This window comes from Enterobacter sp. RHBSTW-00901, assembly GCF_014103115.1.
GTDB classification, from domain to species: domain Bacteria; phylum Pseudomonadota; class Gammaproteobacteria; order Enterobacterales; family Enterobacteriaceae; genus Enterobacter; species Enterobacter cloacae_P.
In genome coordinates this window covers 4,115,701-4,129,579 of the sequence record NZ_JABXPB010000001.1, presented here as the reverse complement: position 1 = coordinate 4,129,579, position 13,879 = coordinate 4,115,701, and the positions used below count along the sequence as shown (strand labels likewise).

Genomic DNA, 13,879 nt, shown 5'->3' with positions numbered 1-13,879 from the left:
CTGACCGTCACAGTATTAAACACCATTGAATCAGTGGGTTAATCAGTGAATGCGTGAACGAGAAATACAGTCCGTGACGGGCATCATCGGCTGGTATATCCGGACCACTGTTGTTTTCCCGTTAAGGTATCGCAGGTTCCGGTCTGGCATTTCACAGCCTGAACAGGGTTAATGATGCATGGATAAAACGGTTTACGGGGAAAGCAGGATCATATTATTCGTTGTTATGGCTTCCTTTACCGGTGCCTGCCTGCGGGCAGTAGAGATCATATAAGGTATTTAACAACGTCATGATACGGTTATCCTCAATACGGTAATATACCATTTTACCTGCCCGTCGGGTCTCGACCAGCTTCAGGCGGCGCATTACACCCAGCTGCTGGGACAGGGTCGGCTGAGTGATACCGACCGCCGCTTCCAGCCCGGCCACATTCGCTTCCCCCAGGCTTAACTGACACATCAACAGCAACCGGTCGCTGTTGGCCAGTCCCCGTAAGACATCTGCTGCCCTCAGGGCCGCATTCTTCATATCTGTCTGACGTTTTGTGTCTTCATTCATGAGCATTGCTGATTTCTCATACTATGTGTTTTTATATAATATAATTTAGTATACTAACGGTATCGTAATTTTGCCATCGTGTTCGTCAGGTCTGCAGCGTCCTGCCGGCCCGGGGAAACGATTATATCTGGCAGGCATTTTTGCCCCGGGTGAACAGAGAGGATGTAATGAAAATAGTGATTGTTGGTGGTGTTGCCGGCGGGGCATCCGCTGCAGCCAGAGCTCGTCGGTTATCAGAGGATGTCAGTATTGTTGTGTTTGAACGGGGAAGCGATGTCTCTTTCGCCAACTGTGGATTACCTTATCATATAGGCGGAAAAATTCCTTTAAGGCAGTCACTGATTCTGAAAACCCCGGAGGATTTTAAATCCCGCTTTAACATAGACGTCCGTATCTGTCATGAAGTGACGTCAGTGGATCCGGTTAATAAAACGGTGACGGTTAAAAATCTGACCTCAGGGGAGGTCTATAGCGAAGAATGGGATCGTCTGCTCCTCAGTACCGGCGCCGCTCCGGTTGTCCCTCCTTTGCCCGGGCTACAGGAAGAGGGTGTCTTTACGCTGCGAAATCTTACTGACATGGATGCTATCCTGGGGTGGATTGAGCAACATCACGTAGCTCACACCACGCTTGTCGGGGGGGGATTTATCGGACTTGAAGTGATGGAGGCTCTGAGCGAACGGGGGATCAGTGTGACCCTGCTGGAGATGGGGGAACAGGTTATGGCTCCGGTTGATCCTGAAATGGCATCTGCCCTGCATCAGGAAATCCGGAGTCATGGCGTGGATCTGCGTCTCAGAACGGCGCTCACCGAGGTACTGCGGACAGAGACGGGATTCCGCGTTGCACTGTCTGAGGGTGGGTTTCTGCAGACCGACATGGTTATTCTCGCCATCGGGGTAAAACCTGAGAACAGCCTTGCCACAGGAGCCGGGCTCGCAGTGGGTAAACGGGGAGGCATAAGCGTCAATGCCTGTATGCAGACCAGTATCCCTGACATCTACGCCGTGGGGGATGCCGTTGAAACTCCAGACTTTGTCTTTCAGGAACCCGCTAATTTTCCTCTGGCAGGGCCCGCCAACCGCCAGGGACGCATTGCTGCTGATAACATGCTAGATCGTCACAGCCTTTACCATGGCAGTCAGGGGACATCCATTTGTAAGGTATTTTCGCTGAGTATTGGCAGCGTCGGTGCGAATGAAAAGCAGCTGAAAGTTCATGGCACCCGATACGAGAAGGTTTACGTCCATGCCGCTGATCATGCCGGTTACTACCCGGGGGCAACGATGATCAGTCTGAAACTGCTGTTCAGCCCCGATACCGGTAAAATTCTCGGGGCTCAGGCATCAGGGAAAAAAGGGGTTGATAAACGCATCGATGTCCTGTCTGTCGCACAGCGCGCGGGGCTTACCGTCAACGATCTCGAACATCTTGAGCTGACTTATGCTCCACCTTTTAACAGTGCAAGGGACGTCGTTAACCAGGCTGGTATGGTGGCGACAAATGTAATGAAAGGAGATACGGTCATATGTCATGTCAGCGATGTGTTACAACGGGAACCGGGCAGTTATTGTTTACTTGATATTCGCTCTCCTGCCGAACTGAAACAATTTGGCGAATATCCTGACGCGCTATCCATTCCACTGGATTCCCTGCGGGAGAATCTTGAAAAAGTGCCTAAAGATAAAGAGATTTTTATAGGGTGCCAGAGTGGCCTGCGCGGGCATGTGGCATACCGTATTCTTCAGGCCCACGGCTTCAGGACATATAATCTGAGTGGTGGCTTTATAACCTGGCAGGCGGTAACGGAGTCAATAAGTAAATAAGAGATGAGGTGCCATACACATGGCACCCTGAATCGCCACAGGTTTAACAGTGAAGTGGTCTGCTGAATTTGTTCACCTGAACAGAGGTGTGGACTGACCCCGCACCGTTATAAGGACAGTTATGAAAAAAATAACTTTTCAGATCAGGCATATAATGTCAGATTCATGGTCACTATAGGAATGGCAAGGACTGGATTTTCATTTTGCAGCCATCAGGCTGCTTAGTTCAGAGATAGGTCTGTGTAATGCGTAACTTCGTGACTCGATTGAGAGTATGGTTTCCGCCCCCACTCATCTTATTGCTGTTTTTCGTCACTGATGTGTTGACTGCAATCCCGCGTTTTACCTTCGACATCGTGAATATAGTGCTAAGCGTGTTGCTGACCGGTGTTTGTATTACCATGATACTGCACACCGCTTGGCAGATGAGCACGAACGGCACGACGCTTAATCCGCTTCATCCGGATAGAACCACCAAGCTGGTAACTGTCGGTTGTTACGCATGGAGTCGAAACCCTATTTACCTTGGAATGAGCGGGCTCCAGTTATCCGTTGCTCTCTGCTTTGGCAGCCTGGTGGGGATACTTGCTGTACCGTTGTTTATGTTTGTAGTAGCCAGATTACATATCCATGTTGAAGAGGTACAGCTTCGAAAACGTTTCGGGTTGGAATGGGAACGCTATACCCAACGGGTTCGTCGCTGGTTATAGCAACCCCGTGGTGTTGCAGGAGACAAATAACGTCGAAATCATAAAGAAAAGAATTCATCATCCTTGAGCTTTTATATCGTAATCGTAAACCAGGTGCCGTATGTAGCCATTGAGCCAGTGCTGGTACCTTAGGGAAGGTGCGAATAAGCAGGTCATTTCTTCCCAAGCTGACTCGCTGATTAAAATTTCGCGGATCTGGGCCGATTTTTTTCCCGCAAACACATCGAATCAGCCTATTTAGGCTATTTTTTCCACCATTTCTGGCGTTATTTCCGGTTTTTACTGAGATCTCTCCCACTGACGTATCATTTGGTCCACCCGAAACAGGTTGGCCAGGGTGAATAACATCGCCAGTTGGTTATCGTTTTTCAGCAGCCCCTTGTATCTGGCTTTCACGAAGCCGAACTGCCGCTTGATGATGCGAAACGGGTGCTCCACCCTGGCACGGATGCTGGCTTTCATGTATTCGATGTTGATGGCCGTTTTGTTCTTGCGCGGATGCTGCTTCAAGGTTTTTACCCTGCCGGGACGCTCGGCGATCAGCCAGTCCACATCCACCTCGGCCAGCTCCTCGCGCTGTGGCGCTCCTTGGTAGCCGGCATCGGCTGAGACAAATTGCTCCTCTCCATGAAGCAGATTACCCAGCTGATTGAGGTCATGCTCGTTGGCCGCGGTGGTGACCAGGCTGTGGGTCAGGCCACTCTTGGCATCGACACCAATGTGGGCCTTCATGCCAAAGTGCCACTGATTGCCTTTCTTGGTCTGATGCATCTCCGGATCGCGTTGCTGCTCTTTGTTCCTGGTAGAGCTGGGTGCCTCAATGATGGTGGCATCCACCAAAGTGCCTTGGGTCATCATGACGCCTGCTTCGGCCAGCCAGCGATTGATGGTCTTGAACAATTGACGGGCCAGTTGATGCTGCTCGAGCAGGTGGCGGAAATTCATGATGGTGGTGCGATCCGGCAGGGCGCTATCCAGGGATAATCGGGCAAACAGGCGCATGGAGGCGATTTCGTACAGGGCATCTTCCATGGCACCGTCGCTCAGGTTGTACCAATGCTGCATGCAGTGAATACGCAGCATGGTCTCCAGCGGATAGGGCCGTCGGCCATTGCCCGCCTTGGGATAAAACGGCTCGATGACAGCGGTCATATTCTGCCATGGCAGAATCTGCTCCATGCGGGAGAGGAAAATCTCTTTTCGGGTCTGACGGCGCTTAGTGCTGAATTCACTATCGGCGAAGGTGAGTTGATGGCTCATGATGTCCCTCTGGGATGCGCTCCGGATGAATATGATGATCTCATATCAGGAACTTGTTCGCACCTTCCTTAATCAATACCGCGTCACAGCCTGCCGATCCTTCATTACAGGTCTTCATTCCTGCCGGTGGCAATCTTCTTTCGCCCGGCGATGGATGGTTTGAACCCGTGGTGGAAATCGGTGATGAAGTACAAGCAGGTGATCTGGCTGGATGGCTTCACCGCCTCTCAGAACCAGAAGCCATACCGCAGGCTATACATTTTAAGGTCAAGGGACGGGTCTATTCTCAGCGCACTTTTGGTGCTACGTCTCAGGGCAACAGTCTTGCGGTTTTGGTACAAAACCTGTCGAATAAGGAACGCTCATGAATCAGGATATCACCCTGTCGGACTATCAGGCTTCTCTGGATCGAGTACGACCGTGGGTGCGCAAAACGCCGCTTGTTGAAACGGCACCCTGGCAGCCCGTGCCGGGAATTGAGCTCAGACTGAAAGCTGAATGTTGTCAGGTAACCGGCTCGTTTAAAGCCCGAGGTGCATTTAACCGTGTCCTCAATCTCCCACTCTCAGTTCGTCAGCAGGGGTTAGCCACTGCGTCAGGGGGAAATTTCGGTGCGGCAGTCGCTTACGTAGGGCAGCAACTCAGCATACCCGCAGATGTCTTTGTGATGAATACCAGCACGGATCTGACGCGAAAGCGTATTGAAAGTTACGGAGCAAAACTGACTGTTGAAGGCGACTTCTGGGATCAAAGCTGGGATGCTGCCGGCGTTCGAGTAAAGGAAACGGGGGGCGCATTACTTCACCCCTATGCTGACAGAGATGTCGTCATTGGTCAGGGAACCATCGTGCTGGAAATTCTGGAGCAATGGCCAGAGGTTGACACACTGGTCGTTTCAATCGGCGGTGGCGGACTTATCGCTGGGGTGGCACAGGCAGCCAAGCTGCTTAAACCTGACATTCGTATCATTGGTGTTGAAGCAGCGGGATGCCCGATGATGTGGACCAGCCGTCAGCAGCAAAAAATCGTAAAACTGGAGAATGTAAAAACGATTGTTCCCATCCTTGCGGCACGTTCAACAGAAGCGATTAATTTTGCATTGACGGAGCAGTATGTAGACGAGATTGTCCTCGTCCCTGAAGACCAGGTAGAAGCGTCAGCACGGGAAGTATGGGCGTCGACAGGGCTGGCAATTGAATTGGGCGCGGCTACGGCTGTTGCGGCCGTAACAAGAAGATGCTTCGTCACAAACCCCGATGAGAAAATCGCTGTTGTTTTGTGTGGGAGTGGGACTAACGGTATGTGATCCGGGTCGTTAACGGATAAGACAGTTTTCTCATCTGTAGCGTAACAGGCGGTGTTGTAGGCAGGATGCCATACCGCCTTGGCGATGCGCATATGCAGTAACGGCCTCTCCATTTCAATACGTTGTAGCTTTTTATTTAACTCACGTACTCCACTCACCAAAAGCAACGTGATTGCGAATGCAACGCAGCCTAGTTGTGAATGCAATGTCACTTATTGTTAAAAAAGATCATTCTTTTTGTGTGGTTGATCACGGTTCTTTATGAGGTATCCCTTACACTGCCAGCAGATGTTCAGCCTGCGCTTTTGCTATTTTCGCCATGGCATCATTCTATTTTGCTGTGATGAAGCTGTTTCCATGACCAGGATTCAGGAGCCTAAATGGACATTCTTATAGCCATTATGACGAAATAGGGGAAAACGATGTCAACATATTATTTTTTGCCCACACGGAATGTCTTTGGTGAGGGAAGTGTGCAAGAAGCCGGTGTTCTTGCGAAAACATTAAATGTCAAAAAAATACTGATTGTGACGGATGCATTTCTCGCCAAAAGTGGTATGGCAGATAAAGTGGCGGCGATTTATCAGCAGGTAGGCATTGGGGTACATATATTTGGCGGCGCAGAACCTAACCCAACCGATAGAAATGTGGAAGAGGGGATTAAATCCTATCGTGAGAATGAGTGTAATGCCATTGTGTCTCTCGGCGGTGGTTCTTCTCATGACTGTGCGAAAGGGATTGGTTTGATCGCTGCCAACGGAGGGAGTATCCGTGATTTTGAAGGTATTGATAAATCAATCAACAACATGATCCCACTGATGGCCATTAATACCACCGCAGGCACCGCGTCTGAAATTACGCGCTTCTGTATTATTACCGATACCGAACGCAAGGTGAAAATGGCGATTGTTGATTGGCGCGTGACGCCACAAATCTCCATTAATGACCCCGAGTTGATGGTGGGTATGCCGCCGTCGCTTACTGCGGCGACAGGTATGGATGCATTAACCCATGCGATAGAAGCCTATGTTTCCACCATGGCGAATCCGTTGACAGATGCGGCGGCATTAAAAGCCATTAAAATGATCACGCAATATTTGCCGAAAGCAGTTGCTAACGGTGAATATATGAAGGCCAGAGATAATATGGCCTATGCGCAATATCTGGCCGGTATTGCCTTCAATAATGCGTCGTTAGGTTATGTGCACGCGATGGCGCACCAATTAGGCGGCTTTTATAATTTACCGCATGGCGTATGTAATGCCATTCTGCTGCCGTATGTAGAATCATTTAATTTAATTGGCAACTTAAATCGGTTCAGGGATATCGCTGAAGCAATGGGGGAAAATGTCGCGGGTCTATCGACAGATGAAGCGGCGCTCAAAGCGATTAGCGCTATCCAGCGTTTGGGTAAACAAGTCGGGATCCCGAAAGATCTCAAGAGCCTGGGCGTTAAACCGGAAGACTTTGCTGTGATGGCTGAAAATGCGAAGAAAGATGTGTGCCAACTGACGAATCCACGAAAAGCGACGAAAGAGCAGGTTATCGAACTCTATCGTCAGGCGTATGAAGGTGAGGCGATTGTGTAATCTGCCGCCATAACGTCGATTAGTGTGAGATGATGGTTGCAACAGGGGCATTTTGCCCCTGAGGTTGCTGACAAGGTGCAGCGCGCGGCGATAATGGATGGCTCGTAAAGACGCTGCAAGTACGTCCGTGTACGCTCAACACGCGCCATCCTTGGCGCGTACGCTTTACTCTTCCATTCCATTATCACCGGTCAATATCGGCAAATAAGTTTGTCATCAGTCTCAGGGGCATATGGCCCCTGATTTTTTTATTGAGGCTCCACATCATGCGGAAATGTAAATAGGTTCTATACTGAGTTATTTATTGTTCGTTTATAATTCATAAAACCCATTCTGTTAGGGAAGGTGCGAATAAGCGGGGAAATTCTTCTCGGCTGACTCAGTCATTTCATTTCTTCATGTTTGAGCCGATTTTTTCTCCCGTAAATGCCTTGAATCAGCCTATTTAGACCGTTTCTTCGCCATTTAAGGCGTTATCCCCAGTTTTTAGTGAGATCTCTCCCACTGACGTATCATTTGGTCCGCCCGAAACAGGTTGGCCAGCGTGAATAACATCGCCAGTTGGTTATCGTTTTTCAGCAACCCCTTGTATCTGGCTTTCACGAAGCCGAACTGTCGCTTGATGATGCGAAATGGGTGCTCCACCTTGGCCCGGATGCTGGCTTTCATGTATTCGATGTTGATGGCCGTTTTGTTCTTGCGTGGATGCTGTTTCAAGGTTCTTACCTTGCCGGGGCGCTCGGCGATCAGCCAGTCCACATCCACCTCGGCCAGCTCCTCGCGCTGTGGCGCCCCTTGGTAGCCGGCATCGGCTGAGACAAATTGCTCCTCTCCATGCAGCAGATTACCCAGCTGATTGAGGTCATGCTCGTTGGCCGCGGTGGTGACTAGGCTGTGGGTCAGGCCACTCTTGGCATCGACACCAATGTGGGCCTTCATGCCAAAGTGCCACTGATTGCCTTTCTTGGTCTGATGCATCTCCGGATCGCGTTGCTGCTCTTTGTTCTTGGTCGAGCTGGGTGCCTCAATGATGGTGGCATCGACCAAGGTGCCTTGAGTCATCATGACGCCTGCTTCGGCCAGCCAGCGATTGATGGTCTTGAACAATTGGCGGGCCAGTTGATGCTGCTCCAGCAGGTGGCGGAAATTCATGATGGTGGTGCGGTCCGGCAAGGCGCTATCCAGGGATAACCGGGCAAACAGACGCATGGAGGCGATTTCGTACAGAGCATCTTCCATCGCGCCATCGCTCAGGTTGTACCAATGCTGCATGCAGTGAATGCGTAGCATGGTTTCCAGCGGATAAGGTCGCCGGCCATTACCAGCCTTGGGGTAAAACGGCTCGATGACTTCCACCATGTTTTGCCATGGCAGAATCGGCACTGTTGCAAATAGTCGGTGGTGATAAACTTATCATCCCCTTTTGCTGATGGAGCTGCACATGAACCCATTCAAAGGCCGGCATTTTCAGCGTGACATCATTCTGTGGGCCGTACGCTGGTACTGCAAATACGGCATCAGTTACCGTGAGCTGCAGGAGATGCTGGCTGAACGCGGAGTGAATGTCGATCACTCCACGATTTACCGCTGGGTTCAGCGTTATGCGCCTGAAATGGAAAAACGGCTGCGCTGGTACTGGCGTAACCCTTCCGATCTTTGCCCGTGGCACATGGATGAAACCTACGTGAAGGTCAATGGCCGCTGGGCGTATCTGTACCGGGCCGTCGACAGCCGGGGCCGCACTGTCGATTTTTATCTCTCCTCCCGTCGTAACAGCAAAGCTGCATACCGGTTTCTGGGTAAAATCCTCAACAACGTGAAGAAGTGGCAGATCCCGCGATTCATCAACACGGATAAAGCGCCCGCCTATGGTCGCGCGCTTGCTCTGCTCAAACGCGAAGGCCGGTGCCCGTCTGACGTTGAACACCGACAGATTAAGTACCGGAACAACGTGATTGAATGCGATCATGGCAAACTGAAACGGATAATCGACGCCACGCTGGGATTTAAATCCATGAAGACGGCTTACGCCACCATCAAAGGTATTGAGGTGATGCGTGCACTACGCAAAGGCCAGGCCTCAGCATTTTATTATGGTGATCCCCTGGGCGAAATGCGCCTGGTAAGCAGAGTTTTTGAAATGTAAGGCCTTTGAATAAGACAAAAGGCTGCCTCATCGCTAACTTTGCAACAGTGCCGTCTTTTAAATTTCAGGAGGTCCCATGGGCCAGAAGTTTGCAGTATTTATTGCTTACGATGACGAACCAAACACGAAACGATACTCGGCTGAATTTCAGACGCAGAACGAGTATGTAAAGGGATGGCAGTCGGCCCTAAAGAAAGCACACCACACGTCCGGGCAGAAATCTGTGATCACCTGCGGATGCCGGGGCAAAGGCGCAAAGCGTCTGTACGTCCGGTCGCTACCAAACAGTGATACCTTCATATTGATTAAGGCTGCAAATACCGGCACTGAGCATGATCCATCGTGCGTGTTTTTCGACCTTGATGCCAGGCATACGGGGTTAAAGGGTTATGCCAGCAATGTTGTACGCATCAACAATGAGGGGACCATGTCAATACGCCTCGGAATAGGCATGACGGAGAAAGATCCGCCGGAAAAGTCAGAGGTTCCTACCCCGCCCCAAATCCAGCGACCTGAAGGTGGACAGGCTTCAATGACCCTGTCCGGACTTCTGAGTCTGTTGTGGACTGAAGCCGGTCTTAATGTCTGGTATCCGAATATGGCCGGGAAGCGAAATGATTCGCTGGTTCGCTACCGGATGTTGGACGCCGCAAAGCAGGTCAAATCAGGTAGAGCGTGTATTGGCGACCATCTCTTTATCGGGGTGGCGGACTCTAAAAGCAAAGTGGCCAGTGAGCAGGTTAAGCTGTTGTCGTCCGCAGAACTGAGCGACAAGCGACTGCTGCTGCTATCAGTACTGCCGCGCTATGACGCAGAAAAGCATGAGAAGCCACTGAAGTTTCTTCCTATGCGTAACTTCGGCGGTATGCCCCTTACCTTCTTTAACTCAGACGGGCACTGGGATAGCGTGAAGCGGCGATTCCCACTGGAATATGCAGCCTGGAAAAATGGTGGCAAAGTTGTTGTTTATGCACTTACCTCTCCCGTATCTGTGACCACTAGAGGTCTCTCTGCACGAGCTCATCAGATAGTGCTTATGCTGGTGAGTGATAACTGGATACCTCTGGACTCCTCATACGAAGCGATTGTATCCCGTAAACTGGATGCCGAACACCGGCACTATGTTAAGCCTATGCGGTATGACGCAAGTGCGAGCGATGTATTCCCCGATTTTTATTTACTTGATACCCGGAGTGATAAGCCGTTCCCGATGGAGGTTTTCGGAATGTCGACACCAGCCTATCTTGCGCGAAAGGAACTTAAGAAGGCGTATTACAACCAGGAATATGGGGCCTATGGATGGTGGCACTGGGATGCTACGGAGAAGACGGAATCCCAGGATCTCCCTCATTTCCCTGAAGCTAAAAAATACAATTCACCCGAATCACAACCTTAAAATGGGGTTAAAAATGGCGTACATACTTTCGATGAGTGAACAGGTTAAACTGAAAGCGTTTTTGGCGGCAGTACTCGATGACTATAAGCTGGGAGCTATTTCGCAGCAGCAAGCTGTTGGCGGGATCACTAGCCTGGTTGATGCTCTTGAGATCAGTGACTCGGGGAAAATCAGCCAAATGCTATCGGAAGTACGTAAACTCCTCCGGACGGGATAAAGAGCCTACGGGCGCCAGGAATTTAAGTTTATAGCAAATTCCTGGCGGGAGCAGTTATGTCGTCTTTTTGTTTCGCGGTTTTGATGCCCCTGGGGATTTAGGTTTGATAGCAACTACGCCGGTCATAGCTTCGGTAAGCTGCTTGATTGTTCCTCGTAAAGACTCTGCAATGGTCTTTTCCGCATTGAGTGTCGCTTCCATGGACATCATCTGATTCCTGAGCTGCTGAAGCTCTTCTGTCAGATCTGTTTGGACCTTTTTGGACACCAGGTTCTCATCAGCTAAGCGTTGTGCTTCAGCTCGTAGTTGTTCATTCGTCCCTTTAGCTGTTGAGAGCTCCGACCGGACGAGCGTCAGGGCCGTGTCCTTTTCGGCTAAAGATGAGCTCAATTCAGAGGCATGGGATTGTGATGAAGAAAGGTCCTGTTCAAGCTGACTGACACTGGACTTTAAATCAGACACGGTCCGTTGTAAGTTTTCATTCTGGCTGTTGAGGGCGGTCAGCTCTACCTGCTGCGCTTTATTTTCATCATTAAGCTGCTTCTGATACTCCTGCTGCGAGGCCAGTTCCTGTTTGCGCTCACTCAGTTGCTGGTTCAGTGTCCCTACTGTCTGCTGTAAAAGCTGGATCTCGTTTTGGGCATGCTGTAATTCACTTTGAGTTCCTGCCAGAGTTTCTTCTGCTTCCTGAAGTGAATCTTCTAATTTACTGGAGAGTTCACGCTGCTGCTCCAGCAGGTTAATCAGGTTAACTTTTTCGTTATTCAGGACTGTAGCCTGTTCTTTCGACTGTGACAGTTCTTCCAGAATTTCAGCATTCCGGTGCCGTAACTGAGTAATTTCTGCCTTCGCAATTTTCACGCTATCACTCTGGATAGCCGTATAGCTTAAGCGGAAGTACCAGGTGATAAACGCAGTAAAATCACTGAATGCATCTTTAATCTGGTCAGGGATTTCAATCGCGCGTGCTTCTTCGGGCACCTCGTCCACGTATTGCTTGTAGGCCGCCAGCATCTCCTGAGCCCGGGCAAAAGACCCCCCCATTTTATCCCGCAGCCAGTGGGCTTTGAAAAACTGGTCGAGGTTTTCGGTGCTGATGCTCTTATCGAGGCAGATTTGTTCAATCTCGGTGAAATATTTAACCTTAGCTATTGACGAGTAAGGGGAATTCTTCAGTAACTCGGGGCTTAGAGGGGGCGTTTTTGGAGTATCTTCACTTAAACTGGACGCTGTCTGTTCATCCCCGTTCATCAAATTTACATTGTCAGTCATCATTCTTATCCTTTGGCCGGGATCTGGTTGGCAAAATAAATGCTAATCAGGTCATTCAGTGCGTTATGCAGGCTTTCACACTCAACTGAGATATGGACGTTACCATTTTCGAACAATCGGCACTTCCAGCCCTTCGGGTCGGTAATGTCACCCGTAAAATCGGTTTTCCGTAAGACAGCAAGCCGATCGTACATGTTCATTCCACTGCCGACAGGCGGTGTTGCTGCATTGGAGCAGATGCAAACGATATTCTCAAAGTCGTTTAAATAGAAGAGATTATCCTGAGAAAAGCCATTATATCTCATCATGTTCGAGTCGGGAAAAATGCCGCGTAGTACCAGTTTTTTTGGCATCACAAATTGCTGGGCATTAGTTTTATACCGGCGATCAAGCTGGCATAGCAGATCAACAAACCCTTCAGCAAGTGTAATGCTGCGCATGGCAACTGCCTGGCGCAATGTACTGCGGATTACGGTTAACGACGCAATTGGCGGAGCGTTCCGGAGAGACTCACGGAACTCTGCCCGCTGGTTGTGATTCCAGAATCGGTCAATACCCGTTTCTTCAAAAAGATTGTTCCATGTCTTACGGTCTATTTGCTGTCGCCCTTCCTCGATGCTTGCGGCCAGGGACGCAGGAAGGCCAAAAGCATTAGGGGCCATAATTTTGCTGTTAAACAGTGAAAACCCGCAAATTGCTGAGGCTTCGGCAATCAGCGTCATGCCGTCCAGAAATTTTTGCATAGCGGCATCACGACTACTGGCGAGTTGTTCGGTACGGGTACTCAACTTCAGTTCCGGCTGCGAATTCATGCTCATTTCACGATCCTTTTCCCACTGTTTTGGCTGAGAGATTTTCACTGGCCTATCCACCTGTACACAGACATTAAAGTTGTCTCCTTTAACATGAAAAAGACTTTAAAGTTGTCTACTTCTTCAGATAGACCTACTTAACAGGATACTAAGTAGGTCATCTCCTTTCTCGCGTAGCATCTCTCGACGTTCACAGCAGAGGACACGTTTCAAAATGTCATCCAAAATTTTTTTCCATTATCTGACGTTGGGTGATTTTGATGGTCAGCGAGTAGAGGCTTTAACAATGTGGGTTGCCCTGAGCAAAGTAAGGGAAGTAGATGTACCAGAAATGTACGCGTTGCCTTGCATGAAGGGGGGCATCTTAAAGCTCATTGATTAAACAAACTCACTATGCCGCTACAAACAGCCCAAAACCGTCACTTGATAACGTGTTATTTAGATAAATTAATGCTCAGGGCTTTTAGCCAAACTGTCACTTGATGTAAGAATCCAGAACCTTCAGCACAACGTCCAGGTCTTCTTCTCGTTTCTGTTCTTCACTTTCATGAACAATATGTTCAGTCAAATGTCCTTTAATCACTTCACGCAATAAACCATTCACGGCACCACGTATGGCGGCTATTTGTTGCAGTACAGCGGCACATTCGTGAGGTTCATCAAGCATTTTTTTCAGCGCAGCAACCTGCCCCTGGATCTTGCTTGTACGTGCTTTCAGTTTTTGTTTATCGCGGATGGTATGTGACATGTGGGCTCTCACTCTCCTGGATATTTTATGTAACTATA

14 protein-coding genes and 1 pseudogene are annotated in these 13,879 nt (G+C 49.6%); 9 read left to right on the top strand and 6 right to left on the bottom strand.

What is annotated here, in order from left to right; translation table 11 throughout:
- Window positions 1-214: 214 nt before the first annotated feature.
- Window positions 215-565, bottom strand: a complete 351-nt coding sequence (locus tag HV318_RS19870) for an ArsR/SmtB family transcription factor (protein WP_000928911.1) — start codon at window positions 563-565, stop codon at window positions 215-217.
- Between the two features lie 161 nt (window positions 566-726).
- On the opposite strand from HV318_RS19870, the gene HV318_RS19865 reads away from it, so the two are divergent.
- Together HV318_RS19865 and HV318_RS19860 are read left to right on the top strand one after the other, a co-directional pair.
- Entirely contained in the window at window positions 727-2,385 is a 1,659-nt protein-coding gene (locus HV318_RS19865; RefSeq protein WP_000706606.1) for an FAD-dependent oxidoreductase, read from the top strand.
- 245 nt (window positions 2,386-2,630) lie between these two features.
- Window positions 2,631-3,095 (top strand): methyltransferase family protein, encoded by a 465-nt coding sequence (locus tag HV318_RS19860; RefSeq protein WP_001243598.1) that lies wholly within the window; start codon window positions 2,631-2,633, stop codon window positions 3,093-3,095.
- Window positions 3,096-3,374: 279 nt separating this feature from the next.
- Here the strand turns inward: HV318_RS19860 and HV318_RS19855 are convergent, their stop codons facing one another.
- Window positions 3,375-4,355, bottom strand: a complete 981-nt coding sequence (locus HV318_RS19855; protein WP_016156491.1) for an IS5-like element ISKpn26 family transposase — start codon at window positions 4,353-4,355, stop codon at window positions 3,375-3,377.
- Between the two features lie 53 nt (window positions 4,356-4,408).
- Between HV318_RS19855 and HV318_RS19850 the strand changes: the two genes are divergently transcribed.
- The 3 genes from HV318_RS19850 (at window position 4,409) to HV318_RS19840 (ending at window position 7,250) form a co-directional block, all read left to right on the top strand.
- Window positions 4,409-4,723 (top strand): succinylglutamate desuccinylase/aspartoacylase family protein, encoded by a 315-nt coding sequence (locus HV318_RS19850; RefSeq protein WP_044351355.1) that lies wholly within the window; start codon window positions 4,409-4,411, stop codon window positions 4,721-4,723.
- Entirely contained in the window at window positions 4,720-5,661 is a 942-nt protein-coding gene (locus tag HV318_RS19845; protein ID WP_044351353.1) for a threonine ammonia-lyase, read from the top strand. Before HV318_RS19850 ends, HV318_RS19845 begins: the two co-directional genes overlap by 4 nt.
- 422 nt (window positions 5,662-6,083) lie before the next feature.
- Entirely contained in the window at window positions 6,084-7,250 is a 1,167-nt protein-coding gene (locus tag HV318_RS19840) for an iron-containing alcohol dehydrogenase (RefSeq protein ID WP_024223630.1), read from the top strand.
- A 486-nt stretch (window positions 7,251-7,736) separates the two neighbouring features.
- Here the strand turns inward: HV318_RS19840 and HV318_RS19835 are convergent.
- Window positions 7,737-8,639: pseudogene (locus tag HV318_RS19835) on the bottom strand (IS5-like element IS5 family transposase); the annotation flags it as partial.
- A gap of 52 nt (window positions 8,640-8,691) precedes the next feature.
- Between HV318_RS19835 and HV318_RS19830 the strand changes: the two are divergent.
- The 3 genes from HV318_RS19830 (at window position 8,692) to HV318_RS19820 (ending at window position 11,009) form a co-directional block, all read left to right on the top strand.
- Entirely contained in the window at window positions 8,692-9,396 is a 705-nt protein-coding gene (locus HV318_RS19830; protein ID WP_001067848.1) for an IS6-like element IS26 family transposase, read from the top strand.
- Window positions 9,397-9,472: 76 nt separating this feature from the next.
- Window positions 9,473-10,792: a DUF1173 family protein gene (locus tag HV318_RS19825; RefSeq protein WP_119564031.1), complete on the top strand. Its 1,320-nt coding sequence runs from the start codon at window positions 9,473-9,475 to the stop codon at window positions 10,790-10,792.
- Between the two features lie 13 nt (window positions 10,793-10,805).
- Window positions 10,806-11,009 (top strand): hypothetical protein, encoded by a 204-nt coding sequence (locus HV318_RS19820; protein WP_182274093.1) that lies wholly within the window; start codon window positions 10,806-10,808, stop codon window positions 11,007-11,009.
- A gap of 54 nt (window positions 11,010-11,063) precedes the next feature.
- Here HV318_RS19820 and HV318_RS19815 read toward each other — a convergent pair whose 3' ends face one another.
- Together HV318_RS19815 and HV318_RS19810 are read right to left on the bottom strand one after the other, a co-directional pair.
- On the bottom strand, window positions 11,064-12,284 hold the full coding sequence (locus HV318_RS19815; RefSeq protein ID WP_032610436.1) for a coiled-coil domain-containing protein: 1,221 nt from the start codon (window positions 12,282-12,284) through the stop codon (window positions 11,064-11,066).
- A 2-nt stretch (window positions 12,285-12,286) separates the two neighbouring features.
- On the bottom strand, window positions 12,287-13,099 hold the full coding sequence (locus HV318_RS19810) for a DUF4942 domain-containing protein (RefSeq protein WP_015062955.1): 813 nt from the start codon (window positions 13,097-13,099) through the stop codon (window positions 12,287-12,289).
- 208 nt (window positions 13,100-13,307) lie between these two features.
- Here HV318_RS19810 and HV318_RS19805 point away from each other — a divergent pair, with 208 nt between their 5' ends.
- On the top strand, window positions 13,308-13,475 hold the full coding sequence (locus tag HV318_RS19805; protein WP_001572379.1) for a hypothetical protein: 168 nt from the start codon (window positions 13,308-13,310) through the stop codon (window positions 13,473-13,475).
- Between the two features lie 93 nt (window positions 13,476-13,568).
- Here the strand turns inward: HV318_RS19805 and rcnR are convergent, their stop codons facing one another.
- Complete coding sequence (gene rcnR, locus HV318_RS19800; RefSeq protein WP_000019951.1) at window positions 13,569-13,841, bottom strand: Ni(II)/Co(II)-binding transcriptional repressor RcnR; 273 nt, start codon at window positions 13,839-13,841, stop codon at window positions 13,569-13,571.
- Window positions 13,842-13,879 lie beyond the last annotated feature (38 nt).